This window comes from Nonomuraea sp. NPDC005730 (genome assembly GCF_040630865.1).
Lineage (GTDB): Bacteria > Actinomycetota > Actinomycetes > Streptosporangiales > Streptosporangiaceae > Nonomuraea.
The window spans coordinates 1-18,850 of sequence record NZ_JBEXYK010000024.1 but is presented as its reverse complement, the minus strand read 5'-3'; the positions used below and the strand labels follow the sequence as shown (position 1 = coordinate 18,850).

The 18,850-nt window shown below is 71.9% G+C and carries 17 protein-coding genes; 2 read left to right on the top strand and 15 right to left on the bottom strand.

Annotated features, from left to right (window positions below):
- Position 1: 1 nt before the first annotated feature.
- Genes ABZ444_RS25860 through ABZ444_RS25850 form a run of 3 tightly spaced genes read right to left on the bottom strand, consistent with a single transcriptional unit; the run spans position 2 to position 5,270 of the window.
- Entirely contained in the window at positions 2-1,792 is a 1,791-nt protein-coding gene (locus ABZ444_RS25860) for an ABC transporter permease subunit (protein ID WP_358001729.1), read from the bottom strand.
- A complete protein-coding gene (locus ABZ444_RS25855; RefSeq protein ID WP_358001726.1) occupies positions 1,792-3,651 on the bottom strand; it encodes a S9 family peptidase in 1,860 nt (619 codons plus the stop codon). The genes ABZ444_RS25860 and ABZ444_RS25855 overlap by 1 nt, the downstream gene beginning before the upstream one ends.
- Positions 3,651-5,270 carry an ABC transporter substrate-binding protein gene (locus ABZ444_RS25850; RefSeq protein WP_358001723.1) on the bottom strand — a complete coding sequence of 540 codons (1,620 nt, stop codon included), beginning with the start codon at positions 5,268-5,270 and terminating at the stop codon, positions 3,651-3,653. The genes ABZ444_RS25855 and ABZ444_RS25850 overlap by 1 nt, the downstream gene beginning before the upstream one ends.
- Before the next feature lie 130 nt (positions 5,271-5,400).
- Here ABZ444_RS25850 and ABZ444_RS25845 point away from each other — a divergent pair, with 130 nt between their 5' ends.
- Entirely contained in the window at positions 5,401-5,637 is a 237-nt protein-coding gene (locus ABZ444_RS25845; protein ID WP_357988065.1) for a glutaredoxin domain-containing protein, read from the top strand.
- A 12-nt stretch (positions 5,638-5,649) separates the two neighbouring features.
- Here the strand turns inward: ABZ444_RS25845 and ABZ444_RS25840 are convergent, their stop codons facing one another.
- The 8 genes from ABZ444_RS25840 to ABZ444_RS25805 all read right to left on the bottom strand — a co-directional run bounded on the left by ABZ444_RS25840 (position 5,650) and on the right by ABZ444_RS25805 (position 14,813).
- The gene (locus ABZ444_RS25840; protein WP_358001720.1) at positions 5,650-7,185 is read right to left on the bottom strand and encodes a helix-turn-helix domain-containing protein; all 1,536 of its coding nucleotides are present in this window, start codon (positions 7,183-7,185) and stop codon (positions 5,650-5,652) included.
- Positions 7,176-7,838 (bottom strand): TenA family protein, encoded by a 663-nt coding sequence (locus ABZ444_RS25835; protein ID WP_357694398.1) that lies wholly within the window; start codon positions 7,836-7,838, stop codon positions 7,176-7,178. The genes ABZ444_RS25840 and ABZ444_RS25835 overlap by 10 nt, the downstream gene beginning before the upstream one ends.
- A gap of 9 nt (positions 7,839-7,847) precedes the next feature.
- Complete coding sequence (locus ABZ444_RS25830; protein WP_358001717.1) at positions 7,848-8,321, bottom strand: GNAT family N-acetyltransferase; 474 nt, start codon at positions 8,319-8,321, stop codon at positions 7,848-7,850.
- A 146-nt stretch (positions 8,322-8,467) separates the two neighbouring features.
- Positions 8,468-9,205 (bottom strand): 4-hydroxy-tetrahydrodipicolinate reductase, encoded by a 738-nt coding sequence (gene dapB, locus ABZ444_RS25825; protein ID WP_358001714.1) that lies wholly within the window; start codon positions 9,203-9,205, stop codon positions 8,468-8,470.
- Positions 9,206-9,344: 139 nt separating this feature from the next.
- On the bottom strand, positions 9,345-10,652 hold the full coding sequence (locus tag ABZ444_RS25820; protein WP_358001711.1) for a pitrilysin family protein: 1,308 nt from the start codon (positions 10,650-10,652) through the stop codon (positions 9,345-9,347).
- A gap of 46 nt (positions 10,653-10,698) precedes the next feature.
- Complete coding sequence (locus tag ABZ444_RS25815; RefSeq protein WP_358001709.1) at positions 10,699-13,035, bottom strand: polyribonucleotide nucleotidyltransferase; 2,337 nt, start codon at positions 13,033-13,035, stop codon at positions 10,699-10,701.
- A 396-nt stretch (positions 13,036-13,431) separates the two neighbouring features.
- Positions 13,432-13,701 (bottom strand): 30S ribosomal protein S15, encoded by a 270-nt coding sequence (gene rpsO / locus ABZ444_RS25810; protein ID WP_195896693.1) that lies wholly within the window; start codon positions 13,699-13,701, stop codon positions 13,432-13,434.
- A gap of 185 nt (positions 13,702-13,886) precedes the next feature.
- Positions 13,887-14,813, bottom strand: coding sequence for a bifunctional riboflavin kinase/FAD synthetase (locus ABZ444_RS25805; protein ID WP_358001706.1), 927 nt, complete (start codon positions 14,811-14,813; stop codon positions 13,887-13,889).
- 102 nt (positions 14,814-14,915) lie between these two features.
- Between ABZ444_RS25805 and ABZ444_RS25800 the strand changes: the two genes are divergently transcribed.
- Complete coding sequence (locus tag ABZ444_RS25800; protein WP_358001703.1) at positions 14,916-15,935, top strand: SAM-dependent methyltransferase; 1,020 nt, start codon at positions 14,916-14,918, stop codon at positions 15,933-15,935.
- An 85-nt stretch (positions 15,936-16,020) separates the two neighbouring features.
- Here ABZ444_RS25800 and truB read toward each other — a convergent pair whose 3' ends face one another.
- The 4 genes from truB to ABZ444_RS25780 are packed head-to-tail and all read right to left on the bottom strand — an operon-like array spanning position 16,021 to position 18,685.
- Complete coding sequence (truB, locus tag ABZ444_RS25795; protein ID WP_358001700.1) at positions 16,021-16,893, bottom strand: tRNA pseudouridine(55) synthase TruB; 873 nt, start codon at positions 16,891-16,893, stop codon at positions 16,021-16,023.
- Positions 16,875-17,912 carry a bifunctional oligoribonuclease/PAP phosphatase NrnA gene (locus ABZ444_RS25790; protein WP_358001697.1) on the bottom strand — a complete coding sequence of 346 codons (1,038 nt, stop codon included), beginning with the start codon at positions 17,910-17,912 and terminating at the stop codon, positions 16,875-16,877. The genes truB and ABZ444_RS25790 overlap by 19 nt, the downstream gene beginning before the upstream one ends.
- Complete coding sequence (gene rbfA, locus ABZ444_RS25785) at positions 17,909-18,349, bottom strand: 30S ribosome-binding factor RbfA (RefSeq protein WP_358001694.1); 441 nt, start codon at positions 18,347-18,349, stop codon at positions 17,909-17,911. Before rbfA ends, ABZ444_RS25790 begins: the two co-directional genes overlap by 4 nt.
- A gap of 39 nt (positions 18,350-18,388) precedes the next feature.
- Positions 18,389-18,685, bottom strand: a complete 297-nt coding sequence (locus ABZ444_RS25780; protein WP_358001951.1) for a DUF503 domain-containing protein — start codon at positions 18,683-18,685, stop codon at positions 18,389-18,391.
- Between the last annotated feature and the right edge of the window lie 165 nt (positions 18,686-18,850).

Genomic DNA, 18,850 nt, shown 5'->3' with positions numbered 1-18,850 from the left:
GTCACCGGGCCCTCCGCTCGAAACGTTCGTGCAGCCAGTCACCCACCAGGTTGAGCGCGGCGGCGGTGACGATCACGGCCAGGCCGGGCGCGATGACCGCCCACGGGTTGGCCAGCAGCTGGGTGCGGTTGTCGGCCAGCGTGCGCCCCCAGTCGGGCGAGCCGGCCGGCACGCCCAGGCCGAGGAACGACAACGACGACAGCGAGACCAGGGCGAAGGCGAAGTTCAGGAAGGCCGAGGCCAGGCTGACGGGGACGATGTTCGGCCAGATGTGCCGGGTCATGATCCGCCAGGACGACAGGTTCTTGAGCAGGGCCGCCTCGACGTAGGGCCGGTGCCGCTGCTCCAGGACGGCGCCGCGCACCACGCGCGTGTCGGTGGGCGCGAACAGCACGACCAGCACGGCCACGGCCAGGCCGTAGCCGCCGCCGAGCACGCCCGCCACGACGATCGCGACCAGCAGCGCGGGCAGCGAGAACATCAGGTCGGCCCAGCGCATGACCAGGGTGTCCGTCCAGCCGCCGAAGTATCCGGCGGCCAGGCCGAGCAGGTTGCCGATCAGCATGGAGCCGGCGGCCACGGCGAACGCCCCCGGCACGGCGGTGCGGGCCCCCGCGACGAGCAGGCTCAGCACGTCGCGGCCCAGGTCGTCGGTGCCGAGCGGGTGGCCGGGGCCGGGCATGGTGATGCCGGTCATCAGGTCCTGGGCGGTGGCGCCGGGGACCAGCCAGGGCGCGAACGCGGCGGCGGCCACGACGACCACGAGCACGGCCAGCGCCAGCGGCACCGCGATCGGGAAGCGGCGGAGCACGGCACGCCCGCGCGTACGGCCCGCGATCACGACGCGCCCCCCGCCGAGCCGCACGCGCGGGTCGGCCACCGAGTAGGCGACGTCCACCAGCAGGTTGACGGCGGCGATCAGGAGGGTGAGCAGCAGCGCGAGCGCCTGCACCACCGGCACGTCCTTGAAGGTGACCGAGTCGACCAGCAGCGACCCGAGCCCCGGCAGCGCGAACGTGACCTCCACCAGCACGGTCCCGGCGAGCATGCCGGTGACGACGAGCCCGGCCGCGGTCAGCACGGGCACCAGCGAGTTGCGCATGGCGTAGCCGAGCACGACGGGCGCGCTCAGGCCGCGGGCGCGGGCGAAGACCACGTAGTCCTGGTCGAGCTCGCGGACGAGCGCGGCCCTGCTGAAGCGCAGCAGCATCCCGGCCGCCCCGGCCGCCAGCGCGACGGCGGGCAGCGTCAGATGCCACAGCTCGCTCGCGAATCCCTCCCCCGTGCCGTAGACGGGGAACCAGCCGAGCCCCAGCGCGAACACCACGAGCAGCAGCAGGCCGACCGCGAACGGCGGCGCGCTCAGCCCCACCACCCCGGCGGTCACCACCAGGCGGTCGCTCGCCCGGCCCTTGCGCAGCGCGCCCAGCACGCCGAGCGGCAGGCCCGCCAGCGCGGCCAGGAGCGTGCCGTAGCCGGTCAGGACGAGCGTGCGCGGCAGGCGTTCGCCGAGCATCGCGGCGACCGGCTGGCCGGTCCTGATCGAGGTGCCGAGGTCGCCGCCGAGCACGCCGCCGAGCCAGCGCAGGTACTGGACGGCGACGGGGTCGTCGAGGTGGTAGCGGGCCCGCAGGGCGGCGATCGTGTCGGCGGTGGCCGGGCGGGTGCCGAGCAGGGTCTGCTGGATGTCGCCCGGGGCCAGGTAGAGCAGGCCGAACACGCCCGCCGACAGCAGCAGCACGACGGCCGCGGTGCCCGCGGACCTGCGCAGCAGGAACCCGGCCCAGCCCATCACAACACCCCGCCCGCGGTCAGCCAGCCGATCACGCGCTCCGCCGCGTCCTTGCGGTGGGCGGGCTCGACCAGCTCGTGACCCTCCCGAGGGTAGAGGACCAGCTGAGTCCTCACGCCCGCCGCCGACCAGGCACGATAGAGCTGTTCCGCCTGGCCGGGAGGGGTGGTGCGGTCGCGCTCGCCGTGCAGGATCAGGGTCGGGGTGGCGGCCTTCGCGGCGTGGTGCACGGGTGAGCGGGCGGCCAGGCGTTCGCGTCCCTCGCTGGTGGCCGGGTCTGCGCCGGCGTGGTAGAGCGGGTCGAAGCCGCCCGCGAGGTTGCTGGCGGTGGAGAAGCTCAGCCAGTCGCTCACGCCGGACATGACGACGGCGGCGCGGAAGCGGCTCGTGCGGGTGACGGCCCAGGCGGTCAGGTAGCCGCCGTAGCTCAGGCCCATGACCGCGGTCCGGTCCGGGTCGGCGACGCCGGCGGCGACCAGGTGGTCCACGCCGGCCAGTACGTCGTCCAGGTCCGCCGCGCCGACCTGGCCGATGACCGCGCGGGCGTAGTCCTGGCCGCGGCCGCTGCTGCCCCTGGGGTTCGGCAGCAGGACGGCGGCGCCGGCGTGCGCGAGCGGCAGGGCGAGCTGGTTGGACTCGGCGGGCGCGAACGAGCTGGACCACAACCAGGTGGGCCCGCCGTGCACCATGACGACCAGCGGCCTGGGGCCCTCTCCGGCGCCGGGGGTGGTGAGCAGCAGGCCGCTGACCGGCAGGCCGTCGCGGCCCGTCCAGGTGATCTCCTCCTGGCGCGCAGCCAGCCCGGCCAGCCCGGCGTTGAGCGCGGTGACCTGACGCCAGTCGCCCTCCCGGAGGACGGCCACGGCGACCTCGGGCGGGCGCTCGGGGCTCTCCCAGCAGGCCGCGGCCACCGTGCCGGTGCGGTCCACGGACAGCGAGGGCTGGCCGTCGCGGCCGCCCAGCGTTCCCCGGGCCGTCCAGCGGCTCAGCACGCGGCCGTCGGCGGCGCTGAGCACCCCGCCGTGCACGCCGGTGCCCGACCAGCCGGTGAACCACAGGGTGTCGTCGTCCAGCCAGCCGAGGTCGGTGACGTCGTCCAGGTCGCCCAGGTACGCGACCTCACCCGTGACCAGGTCGGCCCGCAGGACGCGGCCCGAGACGATCGACAGCCCCTCGACCACCACGGCGGCCCGCCCGTCCGGGGCCAGCCGGGGCCGGGCGAGCTGCCAGGACGTGCGGTGCAACGTGCGCACCTCGCCGTCCTCGACCAGGTCGAGCCGGGGCCGGTAGTACCCGGCGGGCGTCTCGTCCGGCGAGGTCACGGCCAGGGCGCGGCGCCCGCGCCAGTCGGCGTCCCACACGGTCAGGCCGGGCAGCGCGAGCTCGCGCGGGCGGTCGTCGCCGAGCTCGAACCAGGCCAGGCGGCGCAGCCGCCCGCCCGGCGTCAGGACGAACGGGTCGGACGGGTCGTGCACCCGCAGGCCCAGGTGGCTGCCGTCGCGCTCGCTGCCGGGGTCGGCCAGCCGGACCAGGACGGTGCCGTCGTCGCCGGGGATCAGGTCCTCGATCTCGCCGTCCACGCGGGCCCGCCAGCCGTCGACGGCCAGCTCGGACGGCGACGGCGTGCGCAGCAGCCGCCCGTCGGGCAGCCAGCGGACCGGGCCGTGGCAGTCGCCCGCGGCCTCCATGGCGCCGTCGAGCGCGACGACGTACGCGACGCCGTCGATCACGCAGGCGACGCGGTCGCCGCCGGGGTGCAGCGACACCGACTCGGGATGGCGCATCCCGGCCAGCGCCTGGTGCACGCCGATGGGGTCGGTCGTCCCGGCCGCCCGGTGCTCGTGGATGGCCTCGGTCATCAGCGCGCGGCCACCTTCGTCGCCCACGGGCCGACGAAGAAGTAGGGTCCGAAGCCCTCGGCGGCGACCGCCTTGCCGAACGCGGTGGCCGCCTCGCCCCACCACAGCGGCTGGTACGGCACGTCCGCCGCAGCCCTGACCAGCGCCTGGCCGAGCAGCTTGCCCCGGGCGGCGTCGTCGGTGCCCGCCTTGGCCTGGTCCAGCAGGCCGGTCACCTCGGCGTTGTCGTACTCGGCGATGTTGGTGCCGTTCTCGCCGGTGGCGCCGCCGTGCAGGAGCTGCTGGACGTACTCGGCGGGGTCGCCCGTGGTGGCGAAGTACCAGCCGAGGTAGACGCCGGAGCCGTGCTTGCCGAGGTCGGCGATCCACTGTTCGAGCGGCACCTCCTTGACCTCCAGCGTGATGCCGATGGTCTTGAGGTTCTCGGCCAGGGTGAGCGCCGCCCGCCCGAGCTGCGGGCCGCTGCTCGGGTACGTGAGCGTGTCGGCGAACCCCTGCGGCGTGGCCGACTTCGCCAGCTCGGCCTTGGCCTGGGCCAGGTCGAAACCGTACTGGGGGATGGACGCGTACAGGGCGGCGACCCCGGCCTCGTCCAGCACGCCGCCCCACTGGGCCGGGTCCGGGATGGCGGTGGCGACCTTGCCGTGGCCGCGCAGCACGCTCCTGACGATGCCCTCCCGGTCCACGGCGTGGGCGACGGCCCGGCGCACGTGCACGTCGTCCCAGGGCTTCTTGGCCGTGTTGAAGGCCAGCGTGACCAGCGAACGGTCGGCGGCGGTCAGCACCTGCGCGCCCTGCACCGCCTTCCACTGGTCGATCTGCTCGGCGGGCACGTTGAGCGCGACGTCCACGTTGTCGCCGCGCATGGCCAGCAGCCGCGTGGACTCCTCGGCGATGAAGTCGATCCTGATCTGCCGGAAGGCCGGCTTGCCGCCCCGGTAGGCGTCGTTGCGCTCCAGCGTGACGTGCGAGTCGGGGGCGAACTCGGCCACCTTGTACGGCCCCGTCCCCAGCAGCTTGCCCTCCGGCGTGCCGATGCGCTCGCCGGTGGCCTGGATGAACTTCGCGCTGGTCACCAGCAGCGTGCCGGGCGTGGGCACCCACGCGAACGCCGCGTCGGGGCTCTTGAGCTTGATCGTCACCTCGGCGTCGCCGGTGGCCTCGATCGTGTCCACGTTGGCGTAGGCGTAGGCGAAGGCGGTGGTCGAGCCCTTCTTGGCGTGCAGGTTCAGGCTGGCGACCACGTCGGCGGCGGTGAGCGGGCTGCCGTCGGAGAACGTCACGCCGGCGCGCAGCTTGTAGACGTAGGTGGTGGCGTCCTTCCTGGCCCAGGACTCGGCCAGGGACGGCTGGAGGCTGCCGTCCGGGCCGACGCCGACCAGGGACTCCTGCACGAGGAGGGCGACGACGTAGTTCATGATGCCCGCCTCCTTGGCCGCGTCCAGCGACCCGATGGAGGAGGGCAGCGCGACGCGCAGGACGTCGAGGCTCTTCTTGGCGCTCGTCCCGGCGGGCTCGGCCGGCCCGCACGCCGACAGCAGGCCGGGCAGCACGGCGAGTGCCCCCGCGAAGGCGGCGGACCGCAGGACGGAACGCCGGGAGACAGGCAGATCGGCCACCGGGGGACCCTACTTTCACACGACCGGTCAACCCGCCTAGCTGCAGTGTCTACCGGTAAACTCCAGTTGGCACATGAGAGTATTCGGCGCCTGTGTCACCAGTCAAACCCACCTAACGAATCGGAAATACATGATCACCGTGTACAGCGCTCCCTGGTGCGGTCACTGCCACCGGCTGAAGGCCCAGCTCTCCCGCGCCGGCATCCCGTACACCGAGATCGACGTGGACGAGACCCCCGGCGCCGTCGACCACATCGCCGAGCTCAACGGCGGCTCCTGGCTCATCCCCACGGTCGTCTTCCCGGACGGCTCCGCCCTGGTCAACCCCGGCGTGGAGGAGGTGCGGGCGCGCCTCGGCGCATCCTGAGGGCCGGCATCCTCAGCGCATCCTGAGGGCCAGCATGAAGTCGACCCGCTCGTCCCAGGAGTTGAGCGACCTGCCGGTCAGCTCCTCGATCCGGCGCAGCCGGTAGCGCAGCGTGTTGACGTGCACGTGCAGGCGCTCGGCCGTGGCCGCCCACGAGCCCGACTCCTCCAGGTACGCCTGCAACGTCTCCAGCAGGTCCGTCTGGTTGGCCGCGTCGTACGACTCCAGCCGCCCCAGCAGCCGCGACCGGAACGCCCGGCGCAGCTCCCCCGGGATGGCGGCCAGCAGCGTGCGGTGGGAGCTGACGTCGTCGCCGGTGATCACGCTGACCCGGTCGCCGCTCAGGCCGGCCAGCGTGAGCGCGTGCCTGGCCTCCTCGATCAGGCTGCTCAGCGCCGCCGGGCCGGTCGTCACGCTGCTCATCCCGAGCGTGATGCGGCCCTGACCGAGCCCCGCCTCCAGGGTGCGCGCGCCCCTGAGCACGTGGGCCGTCAGCTCGTCGGCCGTGTTGCCCGCCAGCGGGACGAGCGCGACCGCCTCGGCGGGGCCGGTGGCCGTGACGATGCCGGGCGCCAGCGGCCGCAGCAGCTCGTCCAGCACGGGCACGGCGACCTCGTCGCCGCCGCCGTCGAGCCGCGCCGACAGGGCGACGGCCAGCAGACCGTGCTCGGTCTCCACGTGCAGAGTGTGCAGCCGCGAGACCACGCCGGGCAGCGCCGCGTCGCCCGACTCCAGCAGCGTCAGGAGCTGGTCGAGCACCCGCCGCTCGATGCGCTGCGCCGCCTCCAGCCGCGAGCGCTCCAGCGCCACCAGCGCGGCCAGCTCGACGACCAGGTCCTCGTTCTCCCCCTGCACCTGCTCACCCGCATACGCCAGGAACCAGTTGGCGATGCGGTGCGGCGCCCCCTTGCTGACCGGGAAGACCGACAGCGCCGTGCCGTCCTCCTGCGTCACCATCCCCGGCAGGAAACGCGCGGTCAGGAACGTGTGCGCCAGCCGCAGCCGGGCCGCGACAGGAAGCGGCTGCGAGCCGACGACCACCCGGCCCGTGGGCGAGAGCACCCAGCAGGGCACGTCCAGCTCGCCCGCCACCGCCGTGACGAGCTTGGTGAGGCTGCCGCCGTCGACCAGGGTGCTGGCCAGCCGCCTGCGGGCGGCGTACGCGGGCCGCGGCGGCGTGCCCAGCTCGGCGATCAGGGCCCGCAACACGTGCTCGGTGACCTGGCTGAACGGCACGTCCACCGGCAGGGTGAGCAGCGGCAGCCCGGCCTCGGCGCAGGCGTCGATCAGGTCGGCCGGCGGCACCTTGAGCGCGGTGCCGGCGACCAGCGCCGCCACGTCCCCGAGGTTCGCGACGAAGTCACGCGCGGAGGCCGGACCGGTGTGCCAGGTCAGCTCGGTGAGCACCAGCTCGCCCGCCTTGACGAACATGGCCGGGTCGGGCAGGTCGGTCGTGGCGACACCGCGTACGCGCCGGTCGAGCAGGTCGTGCCCGGTCAGCACCTTCAGGGCGAGCTGGCGGGCCTGGAGGAGGTCCCTCAGCCGCATGGCCAGCCTTCCCGGCGCCAGGCCGCGTCCCAGAACATCCACTCGTAGCGGGCCGTGGTGAGCGCGCGGTCGAGCAGCCGCAGCCGCTCCTCGCCGCCCGGCGCCAGCCCGTCCAGCAGGTCGAGCACCCCCGCCACGGTCTCCTGGTAGCCCTCGCCGCCGTAGGTGTCGATCCACCAGGCGTAGAGCGGGTCGGGCGAGGAACGGCCGAGCAGGGTCTCGCCGACCCGGGCGTAGATCCAGTAACAGGGCACGATCGCGCCCAACGCCTCCGGGAACGTGCCCAGCGAGCACGTGCGCACCAGGTACGACGTGTAACCGACCGTCGTGGGCCCGGCGGGCGTCTTGCGCGCGTCGGCCTCGTCCAGCCCGAACGCGGCCAGCAGCTCCACCACGAGGCTGTGCTCGACCTCGACGGTCATGGCGGCGTCGCGGGCGAAACGCTGCACGCCGGACGGCTCCGGCGAACGCGCCGCGCAGGCCGCCAGCGCCCTGGCGTAGTCGGGCAGGAAGTGCGCCTCCTGCACCACGTAGTGGCGGAACGCCTCGCGCGGCAGGGATCCGTCGGTCAGCCCGGACAGGAACGGGTGGGCCAGGATCTGGTCGTACACACCGCCGACGACCTGCCACAACTCATCACGAAACCGGCTCACCCGCCCAGGCTATCGGCGCATCACGACCCGCGGCGCCACCTCGATGCCCAGCTCACGCTCGTGTTCCACCAGCGCGCGCAGCTCCGGACCCCACTCGGCCTCGGGCAGCACCACGAAGCCGTGCCGCTCGTACCAGGGGGCGTTCCAGGGCACGTCGCGGAACGTCGTCAGCGTGACCGCCGGCGCCCCGACCGCCCGCGCGTGGTCGGCCACCGCCTCCACCAGCCGCCCGCCGATGCCCTGCCGCATGTTGTCGGGGTGCACCGCGAGCTGGTCGAGATGCAGGTTGCCGTCGACCCAGCCGATCATCGCGAACCCGGCCGGCGGGTCGCCCTCGACCAGCACCGAGGTCGCGTCCGTCACGTCCTCGACCATGGTCGTGCCCGCCGGGAAGACTATGCCGGCCTGCTCGAACAGCTTGTCGGCGGCCAGTTCCACGGAGATCAGCCCGGCAAGCTCGTCGGGGTCGGCCCATCGCACCATGACGACACGATCTCATGTTTCGGGTGGACCACGCCGCTGGTATTAGTGTTGATGATCGTAGGCCCGGCTGTGCGGAGCCGGGACCCTCTCCTCACGACGTGCCCATGACCCCGGTCCGCTGCGGTCATGGGCACGTCGTGCAGCGGTCACAGGTCGAGCAGGGGCTCCAGGCCCACGGTGAGGCCGGGCAGCTCGCGCACCCGGCGCACGCCCAGCAGCACGCCCGGCGTGAACGCCGACCTGCTCATCGTGTCGTGCCGGATGGTGAGGATCTCGCCGTCGCCGCCGAGCAGCACCTCCTGGTGGGCGATCAGCCCGGACAGGCGCACCGCGTGCACGTGCACCCCGCCGACGTCGGCGCCGCGGGCGCCGTCGAGGGCGGTGCTGGTGGCGTCGGGCATCCGGCCGAGCCCGGCCTTGCCGCGCGCCTCGGCCACCAGCTCAGCGGTACGCCGGGCGGTGCCAGAAGGGGCGTCGGCCTTGTTCGGGTGGTGCAGCTCGATGATCTCGACGGACTCGAAGTGGCGGGCCGCCTGCTGCGCGAAGTGCATCATGAGCACGGCCGCGATGCCGAAGTTGGGGGCGATCAGGCAGTTGACGCCCGGCGACCGCTCCAGCCACCCGCGCACGGTCTCCAGCCGGCCGACGTCGAACCCCGTGGTGCCCACCACCGGGTGCACGCCGTGGGCGATGGCCCATTCCAGGTTGCCCATGACCACGTCGGGATGGGTGAAGTCGACCACCACCTCGGCGCCTTCGAGCCCCTCGACGGGATCGTCCTTGTCGAGCGCGGCCACCAACTCCAGGTCGTCCGCCGCCTCGACCGCCTTGCACACCTCGACGCCCACGCGACCACGCGCGCCCAGCACACCAACCCTGATCACGCCCCAACCCTATTACGCCTCCGCCCCCCTCCCAAGCACCCCATCCCCGCCCCCGAAGGCCCTCGGCCCCGAAACCCGAAAGGGGGAGAGCGGAATCCCGCTCTCCCCCTTCGAAAGAACCCCAGCCGGGGCGGACCCGTCAGGCGATGGCGTCCGAGAAGTCCTTGTCCCCGTACGGCCCGATGACGGCCAGCGTGAGCGGCCGGTTCAGGACGTCACGGGCGACCTCCCCGATCTCGTCGGGAGTGACCGCCTCGATCCGCGCCAGCACCTCGTCCACCGACATCAGCTCGTCGTAGACCAGCTCGTTCTTCCCGATCCGCGACATGCGCGACCCGGTGTCCTCCAGCCCGAGCACGAGCCCGCCGCGCATCTGCCCCTTGCCGCGCATGATCTCGTCGGCGGTGATGCCTTCGGCCACCACCCGGGACACCTCGTCGCGGCAGATCTTCAGCACGTCGTCGATCTTCGAGGGCAGACAGCCCACGTAGATCCCGAACTGCCCGGTGTCGGCGTAGGCCGAGGTGTAGCTGTAGGCCGAGTAGGCCAGCCCGCGCTTCTCCCTGATCTCCTGGAAGAGCCGGGAGGACATGCCGCCGCCCAGCGCGGCGTTGAGCACGCCGAGCGCGAACCTGCGGTCGTCGGTGCGGGACATGCCGGTCGTGCCGAGCACCAGGTTGGCCTGCTCGGTAGGCCGGTCCAGCACCCTGACCCCGGAACGGGTCTCGGCGCCCGGCCCGCTGGTGCGCGGCGGGGCGAACTCGTAGGGGCCCTCCAGCGCGCCCGCCCGCTCGTACGCGCGGGCGACCAGCTCGACGACCTCCTCGTGCCGCACGTTCCCCGCCACCGACACCACCGTGGTACGCGGCCGGTAGTACCGGTGGTAGTACTCGGCGATGCGCTCGCGGCCCAGGGCGTTGATCGAGTCGACCGTGCCCAGGATGGGCCGGCCGATCGGCGAGTCGCCGTAGAGCGCGGCGGCGAACTGCTCGTGCACCACGTCGGACGGGTCGTCGTCGTGCATGGCGATCTCTTCCAGGATCACCCCGCGCTCGGACTCGACGTCCTCCTCGGTGACCAGCGAGCTGGTCACCACGTCGGCGAGCACGTCGACCGCCACGGGCAGGTCCTCGTCGAGGACCCGCGCGTAGTAGCAGGTGTACTCCTTGGCGGTGAAGGCGTTGATCTCGCCGCCGATGCCCTCGATGGAGGCCGAGATCTCCATCGCGTCCCGCGTGGGCGTGCCCTTGAACAGCAGGTGTTCGAGGAAGTGGGTGGCCCCCGTGTGCTCGGGGGCCTCGTCACGCGAGCCGATGCCGACCCACATGCCGACCGCGACGCTACGCACGGTCGGCATGGTCTCGGTCACCACACGGAGCCCGCCCGGCAGGACGGTGCGCCTGACGACCCCGGCTCCGTCCTTGCCGGGGTGCAGCGTGGTGGTCATCACGAGGCCTCCTGCTTCGGGGGTGCCGAGAACTGTGGTTGCCCGGTCACGAGTTGCGGTCGTCGCCCTCGTTGGGGCGGCTGGTGCGCACGCGGGTCCGGGTGCGGCGCGGCCGCTCCGGCTTGTCCTCGGCGGCGGCGGAGTCGGCCTCGGGCGCGGGAGCCTCGCCGTCCTCGTCGCCGGTCGCGGCCTTGGCCTCCTTCTCGGCGGCCTCCTTCTCGATGACCTCGACGGGCACGAGGGAGAGCTTGCCCCGGCCGTCGATCTCGGCGATCTCGACCTGGATCTTCTCGCCGACGCCCATGACGTCCTCGACGTTCTCGATGCGCTTGCCGCCGTGCAGCTTGCGGATCTGGGAGACGTGCAGCAGGCCGTCCTTGCCGGGCATGAGCGAGACGAACGCGCCGAAGGCCGCGATCTTGACGACCGTGCCCAGGTAACGCTCGCCGACCTCGGGCATGTGCGGGTTCGCGATGCTGTTGATCGCCGATCGGGCCGCCTCGGCCGAGGGCCCGTCGGTGGCGCCGATGTAGATCGTGCCGTCGTCCTCGATGGTGATCTCGGCGCCCGTGTCGTCCTGGATCTGGTTGATCATCTTGCCCTTCGGGCCGATGACCTCGCCGATCTTGTCGACCGGGACCTTGATCGTGATGATGCGCGGCGCGGTCGGGTTCATCTCCGCCGGGGAGTCGATCGCCTCCTGCATCACGTCGAGGATCGCCAGACGGGCGCCCTTGGCCTGCTTCAGCGCGGCGGCCAGCACGGAGGCGGGGATGCCGTCGAGCTTGGTGTCGAGCTGCAGGGCGGTGATGACGTCCTTGGTGCCGGCGACCTTGAAGTCCATGTCGCCCATGGCGTCCTCGGCGCCGAGGATGTCGGTCAGCGTGACGTAGCTGCCGCCCTCGCTGATCAGGCCCATCGCGATGCCGGCGACCATCTCCCTGAGCGGCACACCGGCGTCCAGCAGCGCCATCGTGGAGGCGCAGACCGAGCCCATCGAGGTGGAGCCGTTGGAGCCGAGGGCCTCGGAGACCTGGCGGATGGCGTACGGGAACTCCTCGCGCGAGGGCAGCACCGGGATGAGCGCCCGCTCGGCCAGCGCGCCGTGACCGATCTCGCGGCGCTTGGGCGAGCCCACGCGGCCCGTCTCACCGGTGGAGTACGGCGGGAAGTTGTAGTTGTGCATGTAGCGCTTGGTCCGCTCAGGGTTGAGCGTGTCGATGTTCTGCTCCATGCGCAGCATGTTCAGCGTGGTGATGCCCATGATCTGGGTCTCGCCGCGCTCGAACAGGGACGAGCCGTGCACCCGGGGCACCACGTGGACCTCGGCCGACAGGGCGCGGATGTCCTTGGTGCCACGGCCGTCGATGCGGACGCCGTCCTTGACGACCCGCTCGCGCATGAGCTTCTTCATCACCGAGCGGTACGCGGCGGAGATCTCCTTCTCGCGCCCCTCGAAGTCGGGCAGCAGCCGCTCGGCGGCCAGCGCCTTGACCTTGTCGAGCTCGGTCTCGCGCTCCTGCTTGCCGGCGATGGTCAGCGCGGCGGCCAGCTCGGTCTTGATCGCGGCCTCGACCGCGTTGTAGACGTCGTCCTGGTAGTCGAGGAAGACCGGGTACTCGGTGGTCTCCTTGGCGGCGACCTGCGCGATGCGGGACTGCGCCTCGCACAGCACCTTGATGAACGGCTTGGCGGCCTCAAGACCCTGCGCGACGGTCTCCTCGGTCGGCGCGACCGCGCCCTCGGCGACCAGCTTGAGCGTGTCCTTGGTGGACTCGGCCTCGACCATCATGATCGCGACGTCGCCGTCGTCGAGCACGCGGCCCGCCACGACCATGTCGAACGTGGCCCGCTCCAGCTCGGGGTGCGTCGGGAAGGCCACCCACTGGCCCTCGATCAGCGCGACCCGCACGCCGCCGATCGGGCCGGAGAACGGCAACCCGGCGAGCTGAGTGGACAGCGAGGCGGCGTTGATGGCGACCACGTCGTAGAGGTGGTCGGGGTTGAGCGCCATGACCGTGGCGACGACCTGGATCTCGTTGCGCAGGCCCTTGACGAACGACGGGCGCAGCGGCCGGTCGATCAGGCGGCAGGTCAGGATCGCGTCCTCGGACGGACGGCCCTCACGGCGGAAGAACGAGCCGGGGATGCGGCCCGCGGCGTACATGCGCTCCTCGACGTCGACCGTGAGCGGGAAGAAGTCGAAGTTCTCCTTGGGAGCCTTGGACGCGGTGGTGGCCGAAAGCACCATCGTGTCGTTGTCGAGATAGGCGACGGCGGAACCCGCCGCCTGGCGCGCGAGACGGCCGGTCTCGAACCGGACCGTGCGCGTGCCGAAAGAGCCGTTGTCAATGACGGCTTCAGCGGTGTGGACACCCTCCACGGGGGACCTCCTTGTGGTCGGTCACCCGCGCCCTCTTTTCTCACCGGCACCCTCGTGCCTATGAAAGGACCCGCTCGTCAGATTGCCGCCCATCCGTCGTGCCCGGTGGCACGGTGGCGGCGATCCATCAGCGCGTCTCCCCATAGAAGGTGCAGCGCCGGTCTTCGATCGAAGCGCCCGGTCATTCTTACCGGAAGCCACTACCGAGGACCGGCCCGCAGGCGTCGCGGGTCGCATGGTGCTGAATCGGACGCGGGGGCTGTGTGTCTCGGATATTCAGTTGTACGCCGACGGCGCGGCGGTTCGCCGCCACGACGCGCCGGTCGTGTGTGCCCCTACCCACATGGGCGGAGCCATATGAGAAGGGAGCGGCGTCCTACGCCGCTCCCTTTCATGTTATCGGCGCAGACCGAGTCGCTCGATGAGCGAACGGTAACGCTGGATGTCGACCTTCTGCAGGTACTTCAGCAGACGACGCCGGCGACCGACGAGCAGAAGCAGGCCACGACGGCTGTGGTGGTCGTGCTTGTGCGTCTTCAGGTGCTCGGTGAGCTCGCTGATGCGCTTGCTGAGCAGCGCGATCTGCACCTCGGGCGAACCGGTGTCGCCTTCGGTCGTCGCGTACTCGCCGATGATGGTCTTCTTGGCAGCGGTGTCGAGGGACACGGCTCTCCTTCGAGCTACGGACACGCGCGAATGAGATGAGAGTGCGAACGACCGTGCGTGCCTACAGTCGCCGCGTGAAGGCCGTCATGAGCAGCGCAGAGCGCCACCGTTACAGAGCCGACATGCAAGGTTACCATCGGAGTCAAGCGTTTCACGCCCACGACTGCTGACGTCGCCGCCCGGTGTCACGACGTGATGCGGCGGGCGGCGTCGACGTCGGCGTGGATCTGGTCGATCAGCGCCTCGATCGACTCGAAACGGGTGTTGCCCCTCAGCCGGGCGGCGAACTCCACCGCCACGTGCACCCCGTACAGCTCCAGGTCGTCGCGGTCGAGCGCGTACGCCTCCACCGTACGCGGAACGCCCTCGAACGTCGGGTTCGTCCCCACCGAGATCGCCGCCGGCCACCGCTCGCCCTCGTACGGTGCCGGCAGGTTGGCCACCGGGACGCACTCCAGCCACCCCGCGTAGACCCCGTCGGCCGGGATGGCCGTCTGCTGCGGCGTCTCGACGTTGGCCGTCGGGAAGCCGAGCTGCCGCCCCCGCTGGTAGCCGCGCACCACCACGCCCTCCACCCGATGGGGACGGCCCAGCTCGGCGGCGGCCCCCTCGACGTCACCGGCGACGATCAGCTCACGGGCGGAGGTCGAGGAGACGCCGTCGAGCAGGGGCACCACCTCGACCTCGAAGTCGTACTTGTCGCCCAGCGTGCGCAGCGTCTCGACGTCGCCGACGGCGTGGTGCCCGAACGTGAAGTCCGCCCCGACCACGACCACCGCCGCTCCGAGGCGCTCGCTCAGCATGCCCTGCGCGAAGTCGTCGGGGCTCGTCCTGGACAGGTCGAGGGTGAACTCCACCACCTCGACGTCGTCGATGCCCAGCTCGGCCAGCAGCTCGGCGCGCCGCTTGAGCGTGGTCAGCCGCGCCCGCCGGGTGCCCGGCAGCACCACCTCGTCGGGATGCGGCTCGAACGTGACCGCCACGCTGCGCGCCCCCCGCTCGCGGGCCAGCTCGACCGTCCGCTCGATCACCTTGCGATGCCCGCGATGGACCCCGTCGTACACGCCGATGGTCACCACAGACCTTCTCGAACCCCGCACGCTAGGCCCCATTCGCTCGTGGCAGATCAATCCGAGACAAGCCTGCCATGCACCTCCCGCTCACCTCCAATCGAGGGGCGGAGCGCGGTATTCCCGCAAGTAGGATGAGCCATCATGCCTCGATACGCGCTCCTGATCCTGCCCGCCTTCAACCGGGTCTACGGCGAGAGCTCCCCACGCCTGACCAGGGGCGAGCTGGCCGTCTTCAGCGACCACGCCATCGAGAACACCGTGCTGAGCAGCGCGGAGACCACCATCGGCGGCGTCCCGTACATCACGTTCGAGACCGCCGAGCCGCTCTCCGAGTCCGACGTCGCGCTGCTGTCCAACCTCTCCTCCGTCTACGCGGTCTTCGGCGTCGAGGGCGACCTGCTGCGCCCGCTGGCCATGCGCCCGCTCGACCGGCTGAGCAGCGACCTGCTGACCATCCAGAAATACGCCGGCAAGACCAACGAACACTTCACCAAGCTGCTGCTCAACGTCACCGTGCTCGCCTCAGACCGGCCCATGTCCGGCAGGTTGTCGGTGTTCGACCCGATGTGCGGCCGCGGCACCACCCTCAACCAGGCCCTCATGTACGGCTACGACGCCTACGGCCTCGACGTCGACGGCAAGGACTTCGAGGCGTACACGACGTTCGTCAAGACCTGGCTGCGCAACAAGCGGCTCAAGCACACCGCCGAGACCGTGCCGGTGCGGCGGGCGCGGGCGCTGGTGGGGCGGCGGCTCAACGTCACGTTCGGGCTGTCGAAGGAGGCCGTCAAGGCGGGCGACGTGCAGCAGCTCGCCGTGGTCAACGCCGACACGCTCAAGAGCCGCGAGTTCTTCAAGCCCCGCACGTTCGACGTCGTCGTGACCGACGCCCCCTACGGCGTCCAGCACGGCAGCAAGGGCGGCGGCGGCCTGTCCCGCAGCCCGCTGGAGCTGCTGAGGCAGGCGGTGCCGGTCTGGGCCGAGCTGCTGCGCCCCGGCGGCGCGATGGGCATCTCCTGGAACACCTACGGCGGCAAGAGCGCCGAGCTGGCCGCGATCCTCACCGGCGCGGGCCTGGAGGTCATGGACTACCCCGACTTCGAGCACTGGGTCGACCAGGCTATCGTCCGCGACATCCTGGTCGCCCGCAAACCCGCCTGACGACGGGCCCGCAGGCCGGCCGCGAACACGGCCGGCCCTGGCAGCGGCGCTCAGCCCGCCAACACGGCCGGCCCGGTGGCGGCGCTCAGCCCGCGAACACGGCCAGCGGCTTGGCGATCCGCCCCTGCTCCTCCACCAGCGCCAGCAGCTCGCCCTCCGGCCCGAACACGCCGATCGGCCCGGCCCCGAGCCCGGCCGCGGGCAGCCGGCCGCCGTGGCCGATCACGCGCGCCTCCTCGGCGGTCACGTCCCGGCGCGGGAACGCCGCCGAGACCGCCTCGCCGATGGGCAGCACCATGCACTCCTCGGCGAGCTGGTCGATGCTCCGGGCCAGCGACAGGTCGTAGGGGCCGACCCGGGTCCGGCGCAGGCTCGTCAGGTGGCCGCCGACGCCGAGCGCGGCTCCCAGGTCGCGGGCCAGGGCCCGGATGTAGGTGCCGCTGGAGCAGGTGACGACCGCGTCGACGTCCACGACGTCGCCGGCGGCCCTGATGTCGAGCACGTCGAAGCCGTACACGGTCACGGGCCGGGCCGCGAGCGCGACCTCCTGGCCCGCGCGGGCCATCTTGTACGCCCGCTGCCCGTTGACCTTGATGGCGCTGACCTGCGGCGGCACCTGCATGATGGCGCCGGTGAGCGCCTCGACGCCCTTGTGCACCTCGGCCGCGCCCACCTCCGCCGCCGACGCCGTGGCCACGGTCTCGCCCTCGGCGTCGTCGGTGTTGGTGGACACGCCCAGCCGGATCGTGGCCTCGTAGACCTTCTCGGTCAGCGCCAGGTGTCCGAGCAGCCGGGTCGCCTTCTCCACCCCGATCACCAGCACGCCCGTGGCCATCGGGTCGAGCGTGCCGGCGTGCCCGACGCGGCGGGTGCCCGCGATGCGCCGCATCTTGGCCACCACGTCGTGCGAGGTCCACTCGCCCGGCTTGTCGACGATGATCAGACCGCTCTCGGCCATCCAGCCTTCCCCAGCTCTCGTCTGAACTTGGCCATGGTCTCCTCCACGCTGTCGTAGGAGGTGAACCCGGCCGCGTTGTGATGCCCGCCGCCGCCCAGCGCGGCGCACACGGCCGCCACGTCGACCGCGCCCTTGGACCTGGTCGACACCTGCCAGTCGCCGTGGTCGTCCTCCTTGAGCACGACCGCGACCTCGGCCTCGTCGGTACGCCGGACGATGTCGATCATGCCCTCGATCTCCGAGTACGGCAGCCCGTACGCGGCCCGGTCGACCCGCGGCACGTACGTCCAGACCATGGAACCCTCCAGCTGCACCCGGTCGAGCGCCCTGGCCAGCACCTTGAGGTAGCCGAACGGCGAACGGTCCCACAGCTCGCGGGCGATCTCGTCGGTGTGCAGGCCCGTGGCCACCAGCCGGGACGCCATCCGGTGCACGGCCGGCGTGGTCGAGGCGTAGCGGAAGGAACCCGTGTCGGTCACCAGGCCGGTGTACAGGCAGGTGGCGATGTCCCGGTCGAGGCTGCCGCCGAGCCGGTAGATGAGCTGCTCGGCCAGCATGGCCGTGGCCGCCGCCCGCGGGTCGATGAGGCTGTGCGTGCCGAACCCGGCGTTGGACGGGTGGTGGTCGATCACGATGACCTCCTCCGCCCTGGCCGCGTTGGGGCTGAGCAGGCCCAGCCGCTCGAACGTGGAGGAGTCGAAGGTGATCATCAACGCCGGCGCCTCGGGGTAGTCGGCCGGCGGGCACAACATCTCCTGCCCCGGCAGGAACCGCAGGATCCGCGGGACCGCGAAGTACTGGTCACCGAAGGAGGCCACGACCCGCTTGCCGATCGAGCGCAGCACGTAACCGACGGCCAGCATCGAGCCGAGCGCGTCGCCGTCGGGCGACACGTGACAGGCCAGGGCGACCTCGTCGACCTGGCCGATGAGCTGGACCGCGCGCTCCCAGGCGGCCTCGGGGATCCCCGTGGCCTCCTGGGAGGGCTGCTCGGCTCGGGCGCGCACGTGCGACGTCACGCCTGGTCGTCCTCACCCTCATCGGGCTTCTTGTAGGGGTCGGCCTCGCCGGCGTAGGCCGCGCCCTCGGCCCGGCGCGCCACCTCGGCGTCCCGCGCCCTGGCGGCGTTGATCAGGTCGTCGAGCTGGCGGGCACTGTCGGGCAGCGGGTCGTGCCGGAACGTCAGCGTCGGGGTGAAGCGCACGCCGGTCTGGCGGCCCACCTCGGCGCGGATGATGCCCGTGGCGCTCTCGAGGGCGGCCGCGCTGTCGGACCGCTCGGCGTCGGAGCCGAACACCGTGTAGAACACCGTCGCCTCACGCAGGTCAGCCGTGATGCGCGTGTCGGTCACGGTGACGAAGCCCAGGCGCGGGTCCTTGATCCGGCGCTCCAGCATCTCGGCGACGATCTGCTGGATGCGGTCGGCGAGCTTGCGCGCTCGTGCGGCATCCACCATGTTCGCTCCCCCTCACGCACGACCTGGCCGTGCTGTCGTTCAATCTTCGTCGTTGTAGAGCCGCTGTCTGGCTGACAGCAACTCGATTTCAGGGCGGAAGGCCACCATCCGCTCGCAGGCGTCCATCACCTCTTTGCAGTTACCCGCAGAGGCGGAGATCACCGCGACGCCCACCTCGCACCTGCGATGCAGGTCAAGATGACCGGTCTCGGCCACCGCGATGGACGGGTAACGTCGCTGCAGCTCGGCGATCAGAGGCCGGACGACAGAGCGCTTCTGCTTCAGCGAATGCACGTCGCCGAGCAGGATGTCCAGGGTCAGAGCACCCACATACATCGTGTGAAACCACCGCTTGGCCTGGTGGGGTGGAAGCACGACCGGTCCACTGCGGTGGGGAGGGGGCCCGGGCGTGCGAGAGGCGCCCGGCGGAGGTTCCGCCCGGGGGCCCCCGCCCGCCGCTCCCCCCCGTCTAGCACGCAGGCGCCACCCATCGAATTTACT